The sequence below is a fragment of the Aeromonas sp. 160P genome (genome assembly GCF_055193095.1).
On sequence record NZ_JBUXKV010000001.1, the window covers coordinates 4,356,710 to 4,369,105 of the forward strand.

11 protein-coding genes are annotated in these 12,396 nt (G+C 56.8%); all 11 read left to right on the plus strand.

The annotated features are described in order from the left end of the window. Positions 1-67: 67 nt before the first annotated feature. Positions 68-1,156, plus strand: coding sequence for a beta-ketoacyl-ACP synthase 3 (locus ACY8FN_RS20145; protein WP_463101022.1), 1,089 nt, complete (start codon positions 68-70; stop codon positions 1,154-1,156). 279 nt (positions 1,157-1,435) lie between these two features. Beyond that, positions 1,436-2,650: a methyl-accepting chemotaxis protein gene (locus ACY8FN_RS20150; RefSeq protein WP_463101023.1), complete on the plus strand. Its 1,215-nt coding sequence runs from the start codon at positions 1,436-1,438 to the stop codon at positions 2,648-2,650. Positions 2,651-2,659: 9 nt separating this feature from the next. Further along, complete coding sequence (locus tag ACY8FN_RS20155; protein ID WP_068977849.1) at positions 2,660-3,028, plus strand: response regulator; 369 nt, start codon at positions 2,660-2,662, stop codon at positions 3,026-3,028. A 13-nt stretch (positions 3,029-3,041) separates the two neighbouring features. Beyond that, positions 3,042-3,368 carry an STAS domain-containing protein gene (locus tag ACY8FN_RS20160; protein ID WP_463101024.1) on the plus strand — a complete coding sequence of 109 codons (327 nt, stop codon included), beginning with the start codon at positions 3,042-3,044 and terminating at the stop codon, positions 3,366-3,368. 22 nt (positions 3,369-3,390) lie between these two features. Then, positions 3,391-5,601 (plus strand): chemotaxis protein CheA, encoded by a 2,211-nt coding sequence (locus ACY8FN_RS20165; protein ID WP_463101025.1) that lies wholly within the window; start codon positions 3,391-3,393, stop codon positions 5,599-5,601. Positions 5,602-5,611: 10 nt separating this feature from the next. Beyond that, on the plus strand, positions 5,612-7,537 hold the full coding sequence (locus ACY8FN_RS20170) for a HAMP domain-containing methyl-accepting chemotaxis protein (RefSeq protein ID WP_463101026.1): 1,926 nt from the start codon (positions 5,612-5,614) through the stop codon (positions 7,535-7,537). A 12-nt stretch (positions 7,538-7,549) separates the two neighbouring features. Beyond that, entirely contained in the window at positions 7,550-8,119 is a 570-nt protein-coding gene (locus ACY8FN_RS20175; RefSeq protein ID WP_068977845.1) for a chemotaxis protein CheW, read from the plus strand. Between the two features lie 43 nt (positions 8,120-8,162). Next, a complete protein-coding gene (locus ACY8FN_RS20180; protein WP_463101027.1) occupies positions 8,163-9,920 on the plus strand; it encodes a methyl-accepting chemotaxis protein in 1,758 nt (585 codons plus the stop codon). A gap of 57 nt (positions 9,921-9,977) precedes the next feature. Continuing rightward, complete coding sequence (locus ACY8FN_RS20185) at positions 9,978-10,781, plus strand: CheR family methyltransferase (protein WP_101325681.1); 804 nt, start codon at positions 9,978-9,980, stop codon at positions 10,779-10,781. A gap of 3 nt (positions 10,782-10,784) precedes the next feature. Next, positions 10,785-11,276 (plus strand): chemoreceptor glutamine deamidase CheD, encoded by a 492-nt coding sequence (gene cheD, locus ACY8FN_RS20190; RefSeq protein ID WP_139690531.1) that lies wholly within the window; start codon positions 10,785-10,787, stop codon positions 11,274-11,276. Beyond that, on the plus strand, positions 11,273-12,331 hold the full coding sequence (locus tag ACY8FN_RS20195; RefSeq protein ID WP_463101028.1) for a protein-glutamate methylesterase/protein-glutamine glutaminase: 1,059 nt from the start codon (positions 11,273-11,275) through the stop codon (positions 12,329-12,331). The genes cheD and ACY8FN_RS20195 overlap by 4 nt, the downstream gene beginning before the upstream one ends. Positions 12,332-12,396 lie beyond the last annotated feature (65 nt).

Genomic DNA, 12,396 nt, shown 5'->3' on the forward strand with positions numbered 1-12,396 from the left:
TGTCTCGTACGGCATAATCGCACGATTTTCCGCCCGCGGGCGATCCACTTTGAGAAGCGGTAACAAGATGAAATACGCCAATATCACCGGCTGGGGCAAATGCCTGCCTCCCTCCGTGCTGACCAACGATGACCTCAGCACCATCATGGATACATCAGACGAGTGGATCTATCCGCGTACCGGCATCAAGGCTCGCCGGATCTCCCACGTCAGCACCTCGGATCTCGCCACCTTGGCCAGTCGCCGGGCATTGGCCTGTGCCGGGCTGGATGCCACCGATATCGACTGCATCATACTGGCGACAGCAACCCCGGATACCCTCGCGCCCAACGCAGCCTCTGCGGTGCAGCAGAAACTGGGGGCCGTCAACGCCGCCGTGTTCGACCTCAATGCCGCCTGTACCGGATTTGTCTACGCCTTGTCAGTCGGCACATCCCTGGTACAAACCGGCATGATGAAGAAGGTACTGGTGATCGGTGCCGAGCGTCTGACTTACCTGCTGGACTGGACCCGTCGCGATACCGCGGTGCTGTTTGGTGATGGTGCGGGGGCAGTGGTGATCGAGGCGAGCGAGCATGCGTGTGGCCTGATTGCCAACAAACTCGGCTGTGACAGCGAAGCAAGGGAAATCCTGCACGTACCGAACTTTGGTACCGATCGGGTGCGTTTCGCCGATATCGACGGTCTGTTTACCTTCAACTTTGAAGGCCAGGAGATTTTCAAACGCGCGGTGCGCGGGATGGGCGAGGCTACCACGAGCGCACTCACCCAGGCCGGTATCACCCCTGAGCAGATCGATCTCATCGTGCCCCATCAGGCCAATGTTCGCATCATTGAGACCCTGGCCAAGCGGATGAATGCCCCGATGGACAAGGTGATGGTCAACATCGAAAACTACGGCAACACCTCCGCAGCTACCGTCCCTATCGCCCTGTGCGAGGCGCTGGAGCAGGGCCGCGTCAAGCCGAACTCCTATCTGCTGACCGCCGCCTTCGGAGCAGGACTGACCTGGGGCGCAGCCATCATCAAGTGGGGCGATCGCGTCACCCCCATCAACTCATGCGATGCCGAACTGCCCCCCTGCGACCAGAGTGCGCTGGAACTGATTGCCCACGCCGTTGAAGGATGCAAGAAGGCCCACGTCAACCAGGCCTGATCCTCATCAGGAGCCTGAATCATCAGGCTCCTTCTCTCTCTTTCCTTGCCCGCCTCTCTCTTTCCTTGCCCGCAGCTCTCGCCTCCCGCCATCCTCTTTGCCATCCCCCGATAGTGCTATCGCTGATGCAAACAAATCCGATTTGCAGCCAATTTATTTTTTTCCGCTAACCTTACTGAGCCAACTATAAATAAAGAAAAGAGCTTCAAGGGACACCATGACTCTCGCAGTCCCGCTCCTTGACCTCTTACCAGATACTTGCACAGGGATAAGCTACGTATGGCACAACACAAAAGTGGCGTGAACACACCGCTTTGGGAACCGGTTTGCTGGATTTGCTGCATCGGGCTTGCTCTGCTGAGCTGCCTGTTGCTGCAACTCGCCGATGCGCTGTCACCTCTCTATCTGCTGCTCAATGTGCTGGTTGCCATTGCAGCCGCCCTCTGGACATCAAGCCACTTCCACCGGCACTTGCAACGAAACTGTGCCGAGCGGGAAGAGCCCACCACAACCAATACCCTCGCCCACTCCATCGTCGGGCTCGAACAGGTGTGCGAGAAAGCACTGCCCATCTGGTCACAACAGATTGAAAACTCTCGCCAACAGACCGAAGCGGCGATGATCGATTTGACTCAACGCTTCAGCGGCTTGGCCAGCAAGCTGGAAGAGGCTGTCAGTGCCTCCCATCTGGCCGCTGGTGAACTGGGTGATGCCAATTCCCGTGGCATGGCCGGGGTCTTGAGCGAGAGCCAGCAACAACTCAATGAGGTGGTTGCCATCCTGCACTCTGCCCAGGCAAACCGTGATGCCATGCTGGCCGAAATCAAGAGCCTGACCACCTACACCATAGAGCTCAACACCATGGCCATGGATGTGGCCAAAATCGCCTCCCAGACCAACCTGCTGGCTCTCAACGCTGCCATTGAAGCGGCTCGCGCTGGCGAAGCCGGTCGTGGCTTTGCCGTGGTCGCCGATGAGGTTCGCAACCTCTCGCGCCTCTCCAGCGAGACCGCCCAGAAGATGACCGAAAAGGTCGATACCATCAACACCGCTATCGGCCGTGCTTTCCAGATTGCCGAGAATGCGGCGGCTCGGGATCACGCCTCGGCGCTCAATTCGGAGCAGACCATAGAGCAAGTGCTGACGCGTTTTCGTCATGCCACCGATAGCCTGGCGGAATCGGCGTCCCTGCTGCAAAACGAAAGCACGGAGATCCACCTCGAAATATCCAATGTCATTGTCTCGCTGCAATTCCAAGACAGGGTCAGCCAGATCCTCAGCCACGTCAGACAAAACATGGAGAGCCTCGCCAACCACCTCGTTGCTTCCGAGCAGAACAGCCAGGCAGGGGGACCAATCCAGATCGATGCCAATCGCTGGCTGGCAGAGATGGAGCTCTCATATGCCACTGACGAGCAGCGCAATATTCACCATGGTCGCACCACCCGTTCTGTCAAAGCGCAGCCAAGTAGCGCCGACATCACATTTTTCTAGGAGAGAGATATGGGCAAAACGATCCTGATCGTGGATGACTCGGCAACCATTCGCCAAGTCGTAGGCATGACCCTCAAGGGAGCAGGTTATGAAGTAATGGAGGCGAACGACGGCAAAGATGCGCTCAAGAAGCTTGATGGCAAGAAGATCAACCTGATCATCAGTGACGTCAACATGCCGAACATGGATGGCATCACCTTCGTCAAAGAGGCCAAAAAGCTGGCCAGCTACAAATTCACCCCCGTCATCATGCTGACCACCGAGTCGCAAGACAGCAAGAAGCAGGAGGGACAAGCCGCAGGAGCCAAAGCCTGGGTGGTCAAGCCCTTCCAGCCCGAGCAGATGCTGGCCGCAGTCGCCAAGCTCATCATGCCCTGATCCGGAGCACATCATGCAACTACAGAGTGAGCAGCTCGACCACAAGGTGGTGGTGACCATGCCGGACGAGATCACCATCTATACGGTCAGCGAGCTGAAAGATGCCCTCTCGCCCTTGCTGCATCAGGGGCGCGAACTGGAGCTGAATCTGGCCGCGGTATCCGAGATCGACAGCGCCGGGCTGCAACTGCTGCTGGCGGCAAAGAAAGCTGCACTACAGCAAGGTTCATCCCTGGCACTGATCTGGCACAGCAACGTTGTGCTGGAGCTGCTGGAGCTGTGCCAGCTCGAGGCCTTTTTTGGCGACCCTACCCTCATCACCCATGGCGAACGGCCTTGAGCCACCATGACAAGGAGTCACCGTGAGCATCGATCTTGATCAGGCTTTACACACCTATATCGCCGAGGCACGGGAGTTGCTCGAAGAGATGGAGTCAGCCCTGCTTTCACTGGAGGCTGACCCGGACAATAGCGAGCTGATAGGCGCCATCTTCCGCGCAGCCCATACCATCAAGGGTTCTGCGGGCCTGTTTGGTCTGCAGCCAATCGTCGGGTTTACCCACATCATCGAGGACCTGCTCGACCAGATCCGCAATCAGCAGCTCACCGTCACCTCCATGCTGATCAAAGACTTGCTGGAAAGCTGCGACCACATCCAGATGCTTATCAGCGTCGTTGCAGAACAGGGCGATGCACTGAGCGAAAACGATGCCTGTCAGGATGAACGGCTGAGGCTCGCCCTCACCCGTCATCAGTGCGTCCCCCATGCCACGCTGCCAGATAGGGTGCATACACCTGAACCCAAGATCGAAAAAGAGGGCGGCATTACCAGCTCCGCCTCCTTGTGGCATATCTCCCTGCGTTTTGGCCCCGACGTGCTGCGCAACGGCATGGATCCGGCCGCCTTTCTGCGCTATCTCGGCACACTCGGCACCATCTGCTCGATGGAGACCATCCAGCAGGCGCTACCGGATTGGGAACAGTTCGATCCGGAAAATTGCTACCTCGGCTACGAGATAGACTTCGACTCGCAGGTAGACAAGGCGGCCATCAGCGATGTTTTTGAATTTGTCAGAGATGACTGCCAGATCACCATCTTGCCGCCCCACAGCAAGATCGCCGAGTTTATCAACCTGATCGAGTCACTGCCGGAAGATAACGCCATGCTGGGGCAGTTGCTGGTCAACACCGGTGCCCTGACCGCAGAGGAGCTGGCCAACGGTCTGCAGGCACAACAAGCAACCCCGCCAGAGCAAGCGACCAAACTCGGGGAGATCCTGATTGCGCAGGGTGCCGTCAACGAAGCCGTGGTTGATGCCGCCCTGAAAAAACAGAACCAGACCAAGGAGAGCAAGAGTAAAGAGGGTCGTTACGTCAGGGTGCATGCCGACAAGCTGGATGACCTGATCAATCTGGTTGGGGAGCTGGTGGTCGCCAGCTCAGGGGCCAACCTGTTAGCCCAGCGCACCCGGGAGAGCCAGCTGCAAGAAGCCACCTCGGTCATTGCCATGCTGGTGGAAGAGATCCGTGACAGTGCGCTGCGCCTGCGAATGGTGCCTATCGGCGATACCTTCAACCGCTTCCAGCGAGTGGTGCGCGATGTCAGTCAGGAGCTGAACAAGGATATTACGCTGGTGATCTCCGGAGCCGAGACCGAACTGGACAAGTCGGTGGTAGAGAAGATCGGTGACCCACTGATGCATCTGGTCAGAAACTCGATGGATCACGGTATCGAATCGGCAGAGCAACGGCTGCTGGCAGGCAAATCCCCCCGCGGCACCCTGAATCTCAATGCTTATCACGACTCCAACAGCATCGTCATCGAAATTCGGGATGACGGTGCCGGTCTCAACAAAGCCAGGATCCAGCAAAAAGCCATCGAGCGCGGTCTGATCAACGCCACCACCACGCTGACGGATCAGGAGATATACAACCTGATCTTTGAGCCGGGGTTCTCCACCGCAGAGGCAGTCACCAACCTCTCCGGTCGCGGGGTAGGGATGGATGTCGTCAAACGCAACATAACAGCCCTGCGCGGCACGGTCGATCTGGACAGCATCCCGGGAAAAGGAACCCGCGTGCAGATCCGCCTGCCGCTTACCCTTGCCATCATCGACGGCTTCCTGGTGCGGGTCTGCGACACCCACTACGTCATTCCGCTCGATATGGTGATCGAGTGCGTGGAATTGACCCAGAGTGCACTGGCCGACACCCAAGGGCGCAATTACATCAATTTGCGTGGCGAGGTGCTGCCCTTTATCCGCCTGCAACACTACTTCGATACCAATGGCAGCAAGGGGCGGCGCGAGAACATTGTCGTGGTCAGCCACGCAGGCAAAAAATCCGGCCTGGTGGTGGATGAACTGCTGGGAGAATTCCAGACCGTCATCAAGCCGTTGGGGAAATTATTCCAGCGCCTGCAGGGCATCAGTGGTTCAACCATTCTGGGGGGAGGAGAGGTCGCCCTGATCCTCGACATTCCCTCGCTGATCCAGCACGCGATAACTCAAGAATCCAGTCAGCTCAACAGGTTGACCGTATCACGCAACCTGCCTCAATCCAGCATCAACTGAGGGGACCATCATGTTCAAAAACTCCACCATAAAATTGCGTCTCATCGTGCTGCTCTGCATGCTCTGCCTGCTGCTGCTGGCCGTTGGCAGCCTCGGGTTATACAACATGCAGAGCAGCAATACCGGGTTGCAGCGTGTTTACAACGACAGGGTGGTTCCTCTCAAGCAGCTGAAGACCATCTCCGACAGCTATGCCGTGTCGATCATCGACAACCTCAACAAGGCCAATGCGGGGCTGATCCCGGCAGAAGAGGCCCTGACTCAAATTAAACAGGCCCAACAGACGATCAAGAACGAGTGGCATAACTACCAGTCCACCACCCTCACCCCCGATGAGCAGCGCTTGTCAGCCGAGGCAACAACCCTGTTCAACGCGGCCGATACCGATATTGGCAAACTGGAGAAATTCCTCGCCACCCAGCACGGCATGATTGCCGGCATGCTGAGCAATTTTGACGGCACTCTGTATGGTTCCATCGACCCGATAGGCAACAAAATCACCGAGCTGGTCAACCTGCAGCTCAACGTGGCCAAGTCGGAATATACCGCAGCGCAATCCTGGTATGACGTGATGCTGATAACCATGGCGGTGGTTATCGCGGTCGGCATCGTGCTCGCAGCCTGGTTTGGCACCATGTTGATCAAGAGCATCATCACCCCGATCGAACAGGCCCTGCGCGTGGCCAATAGCCTGGCCGAAGGCAATCTGGATGTCTCAATCAAGATCGAATCCAACGACGAGGCGGGCCAGCTCTTGATGGCGATGGACAACATGGTCAAAAAACTGGGGGCTTTGATCACGGATATCGAGACCCTGGTCACTGCCGCCGTCGAGCAGGGAGACTTCAGCCACAAGATTGCACTGGAGAATCGCCAGGGCTATATCAAGCGGGTATCCGAGCTACTGAATCGCCTCTCCAATGTGACAGATACCAGCCTGGAAGATGTGATGCGCATCGCCACCGCACTCTCCAAGGGGGATCTGACCCAGCGGATCGATGAGCCCTACCCCGGTATTTTTGGCCAGACCAAAGACGGTCTCAACCAGACCATTACCGCACTAACCAATATCATCGAAGAGGTTCGCAACGCCGCCGACAACCTGACCAATGCCTCCAATCAGGTGAGCAATACGGCGCAGGCATTGAGTCAGGCCACTAGCGAGCAGGCGGCCAGTGTGGAGGAGACCAGCGCCTCTATCGAGCAGATGAGCGCCAGCATCAACCAGAACACCGAGAACGCCAAGATCACCGACAGCATGGCCAGCAACTCGGTGCTGGAGGCCAGCGAAGGGGGCCAATCCGTACAACAGACGGTTACCGCCATGCAGCAAATCGCCAAGAAAGTCAGCATCATCGATGACATCGCCTACCAGACCAACCTGCTTGCGCTCAACGCGGCTATTGAGGCAGCTCGCGCCGGAGAACATGGCAAAGGCTTCGCGGTAGTTGCCGCAGAGGTGAGAAAACTGGCGGAGCGCAGCCAGATCGCGGCGCAAGAGATTGGCGAGCTCTCCTCCGACAGCGTCAGTAAGGCAGAGCGAGCCGGCAACCTGCTGGAGAGGATCGTCCCCTCCATTCGCAAGACCTCTGATCTGGTACAAGAGATCAATGCCGCTTCGGGTGAGCAGGCCAGTGCAGCCAACCAGATCAGTCTGGCTATGAGCCAACTCAATCAGGTGACACAACAGAATGCGGCCAGTAGCGAGGAGCTGGCGGCCACCGCCGAAGAGATGAGCTCGCAAGCCAGCGAACTGCAACAAACCATGGCCTTCTTCGCTCTGGAAAAAAGTGTGCAGCTCAACTCTAGGCCCCATGAAACCAGCCACAAGGGGATGCCTCCCAGAGGCAGTTTCATCGCACCGCCACAACGGGCCAGTCAGCCCAATCAACCATCATCCCATTCCATTGCTGAAGCGGATTTTGTCCGTTTCTAACCGGAGGCGACCATGCATACATCCACTGACATCACGCTGCCATTATTGGCCGCTGGCGAGAGCAGCGGCGATGCCCAGTACCTGACGTTTCTGATCAACAACGAGATGTTCGCCATCAATATTCTGGGGGTCAAAGAGATCATTGAATACGGCAATATCACTCCCATCCCGATGATGCCGAGCTTTATTCGTGGCGTCATCAATCTGCGAGGAGCGGTTGTCTCGGTCGTTGACCTCAGTGCGCGCTTTGGCAATACCCCTTCAAATATTACCCGCCGCAGCTGCATCATCATCATTGAGGGGATGGCGCAGCAGGGTGATGAACCTGTCAGCCAGGATATAGGTGTCGTGGTGGATTCAGTGTCGGAGGTGTTAGGTATTCCACAAGCTGATATTGAACCACCGCCAAGTTTTGGCGCCCGCATCAGGGCTGACTTTATCAGCGGCATGGGCAAAGTCAGCGGTAAATTCGTCATCCTCATCGATACCGAAAAAGTGTTGTCACTCGATGAGATGGCACAACTCAACGAACTGGCCCAGCCACAGGCAAGGTTACCGCAAGGCAATCTGCAGCACTCCTGAACAGGCCCACATACTCCACGACATGCAGCATAAGGAAACGCTCATGACCCAGTCACTCTTAGGTAAACTCTTCGGGAACGATGCCGCAGAAGCAAGACAACAGGCCCTGTTACTCGATGCTATCGGGCAACTCCAGCGCGCCATCGTGGAAGATCGCCCCCTAGTCCCGATCGACCTTTCCGGATTGGATAATGCCCTGCGCACGATAGGAAATGCCGTCAACGACGTGGTGACCTTGCTCAGCGACAAGCTGGAGCAGAGCCGGGATGAAGTCAGGAGCAGCCAGGCCTTGCTCCATGAGAACAGACTGGTTCGCAAGGCACTGGACTGCGCCAGCACCAACGTGATGATCGCCGACACCAATCTCGACATTATCTATATGAACGAGGCCGTGACCGGCATGCTTAATCAGGCTGAAACGGACATTAAAAAAGAGCTCTACAGCTTCAATGCCAATCAGCTGATGGGCGCCAATATCGACAGTTTTCATAAAAATCCCAGCCATCAACGGGCTATGCTGGCCAAACTCAACAACACCTTCCGAACCCAGATCCAGCTGGGAGGACGAACCTTCTCCCTGATTGCCAATCCGGTCTTCAGCGATAGCGGCGAGCGCATGGGCTCAGTCGTCGAATGGGCAGACAGAACCAAGGAGGTGATGATAGAGAAAGAGATGTCCGACATCGTGCAGGCAGTGATCAATGGTGAACTGCACCGCCGGATGGAGCTTGCTGGCAAGAGCGGCTTCTTTCAGGCGATGGGTGAAGGGATCAACCAGATTGCCGAAGTGATCGACCGCACCCTCAACGAGGTTATCCGGGTCGTGCAATGTCTGGCGAAAGGGGATCTGACCCAACAGATAGAGGCTGACTATCCCGGTATTTTTGGTACCACCAAGGATTCACTCAACATCACGATCACCTCGCTGACCAAAATCGTCACCGAAGTTCGCAGCGCCTCTGACAACCTATCCAGCGCCGCCGAGCAGGTAAGCGCGACAGCCCAGTCCATCAGCCAATCCAGCAGTGAACAGGCCTCCAGTATGGAAGAGACCAGCGCCTCCATCGAGCAGATGAGCGCCAGCATCAACCAGAATACCGACAACGCTCAAGTCACCGATGGCATGGCCAGCAAGGCCGCCAAAGAGGCCGTCGAGGGAGGGGAAGCCGTCAAACTCACCGTCGATGCGATGAAACAGATCGCCAAACGAATTGGCATCATCGACGACATCGCCTACCAGACCAATCTGCTGGCGCTCAACGCGGCCATTGAAGCGGCACGGGCAGGTGACCATGGCAAAGGCTTTGCGGTCGTAGCAGCAGAGGTACGCAAGCTGGCAGAGCGCAGCCAAATTGCAGCACAGGAGATTGGCGAGCTCGCCTCCAGTAGTGTGGAGATGGCAGAAAAAGCAGGTCGCTTGCTGGATCAGATGGTGCCGTCCATTAACAAAACCTCTGACCTGGTACAGGAGATCAGCGCAGCCTCCAATGAGCAATCGACAGGGGTCAGCCAGATCAACCTGGCCATGAACCAATTAAGCCAGGTCACCCAGCAGAATGCCTCTTGCAGCGAAGAGCTTGCAGCCACTGCCGAGGAGATGAGCAGCCAGGCCGAGCAGCTACAGCTGGCCATGGAGTTTTTCACTTTGGAGGAAGTGCGCAAGGATAGCCGGGCCCACGCCACGACACGCAATGCGATAACCAAGGGGCGTTTCATCAACGAGGGCAACGCCTCTGGTAATGAACGACCATCAAGTCAGTCGCGACCACCGCTCAACGACGCCGATTTTGTCCGATTCTAGCTACGGGAGAGGCTTTGCCTCTCCTGCATCCGACGTCACTGGTAGAGGGGCAGGATTTTGTATCAAACCCAGTTGCATGATGATGAGTTCTCCCGTTTCCAGCACTGGCTTCATCAAACGGCGGGAATAGAGCTGTCTCCAGCCAAAAAGGCTTTGGTTGCCAGCCGGCTGGCGAAACGACTCTGCCACTACGAGCTGGATAGTTATGACGACTATTTCCAGCTCATCATGAACGACCGTAGCAGCGAACTACAGCTGGCGCTCGATCTGCTCACTACCAATGAAACCTACTTTTTCAGGGAGCCCAAACACTTCGAGTTTCTGACCAGGCAAGTACTTGCCCACTTCCCGACAGAACGCACCTTACGGATCTGGAGTGCCGCCAGCTCATCGGGAGAAGAGCCTTATAGTCTGGCCATGACGCTGGCAGAGAAGCGCGGCACCCTCAACTGGGAAATCGTGGCATCAGACATTTCGTCACGGGTGCTGGAACAGGCCATAAGCGGGCGCTATCTGATCGAACGGGCACACAACATTCCGCTGCCCTTTTTGATGAAGTACTGCCTCAAGGGGATCGGTTTGCAGGAGGGTATCTTCATCATCGACCGCAAGTTACGGGACAAAGTCAATTTCATGCAGATCAACCTCAATCAGGAGCTGCCGGATCTGGGGATGTTCGACGTGATCTTCATCAGGAACGTGATGATCTATTTCAACAAGGAGACCAAAGGGCAAGTGTTGCAGCGACTGGTACCTAGGCTCAAACCCGGCGGCTATCTGCTGGTCAGCCACGCTGAAAGCCTGCACGGCTTGCCTCACGGCCTGCAGCTGGTGTCCCCTTCCATTTATCAGAAGAGATGAACCATGGCACGGGAGGTGATCCTGCAACCGGGCGAACTCTTTTTTGGCAAGGAGGATGTGGTGGTCAAAACCCTGCTGGGGTCCTGTATCGCCATTACCCTGTGGCATCCCGAGCAAAAACAGGGGGGCATGTGTCACTACATGTTACCCACGCGAGGCAACCCCTCGACCGGGCTTGATGGACGCTATGCCGATGAGGCCCTCGCCTTGCTAGTGCAGGCTGCAGGTCACTATCCCGCCCCCATTCATGAGTACGAAGCCAAGCTGTTCGGGGGAGGCAACATGTTCACCGAGCAGCAATACGCACAGAGCGACAACAATGTCGCCATCAAAAATATTCAGGCAGCCTGGCAGCTGACCAGAGACCTTGGCCTTGATATCAAGGCTCATCATCTTGGCCATAGCGGCCACCGAAGCTTGCTCTTTGAGCTCAGCAACGGCAGTGTCTGGCTCCGCCATCATCGTCTGCCACATCAACGGGAGTCGCGAGAATGAAGCAGATCCGGGTCATGCTGGTGGATGATTCCGCCGTCGTCAGACAGGTATTGCAAGCGGTGCTGGAGCAGGAGCCTGACATCAAGGTGATCGCCACGGCATCGGATCCCCTGTTTGCTCAGGAAAAACTGAAGAAAGAGTGGCCTGACGTCATCGTGCTCGATGTGGAAATGCCACGCATGGACGGCATCACGTTTCTCACCAAAATCATGGCTGAACACCCGACACCAGTGGTGATCTGCTCATCTCTCACCGAAAAGGGAGCGGAAACCACACTGCAAGCGATGGCTGCAGGTGCAGTGGATATCATCACCAAGCCAACCATGGGATTAAAAAGCTTTCTGCAAGAATCCGCCCACGATCTGGCCATGGCGGTGCGGGCGGCCGCCCAGGCCAATCTTAAACGTGTTGGCAAGCCTGCCCCCTCAACGAGCAGCACCAAACTCAGTGCGGATGCCATGCTGCCACCCAACCAAGATGCCATGGCACAAACCACTGAACGGCTCATTGCCATCGGAACCTCCACTGGCGGCACCCAGGCACTGGAAGTGGTGCTGACTGCCCTGCCCCGGGTCAGTCCCGGTATTGTCATTGTGCAGCACATGCCGGAAAAATTTACCGCCATGTTTGCCGAGCGGCTCAACGGGGTCTGCCAGATAGAAGTGCGGGAGGCGAGAAACAACGACAGGGTGATCCCCGGACTCGCGCTGATTGCTCCCGGCGGGAAACATATGCTGCTCAAGCGCAGCGGTGCCTACTATCACGTCGAGGTGGTCGATGGGCCGCTCATCAATCGCCATCGACCCTCGGTGGATGTGCTGTTTCGCTCCGTCGCCAAATATGCCGGCAAGAACGCCACCGGTATCATCATGACCGGCATGGGGGATGATGGTGCGCGGGGATTGCGCGAGATGCTGGAAGCCGGTGCCAATACCTATGCCCAGGATGAGGCCTCCTGCGTGGTCTTCGGCATGCCCAAAGAAGCGATAAAGCTGGGGGCCGCTCGCCATGTGCTCCCTCTGCAAGAGATGCAATATGCCATCCTTGGCAAGTAAGCTCTCCCGCGCGCATTTTGATCATAAAAAAGTCCGGCTCCCCAAGGGGAGCCGGACTTTTTACG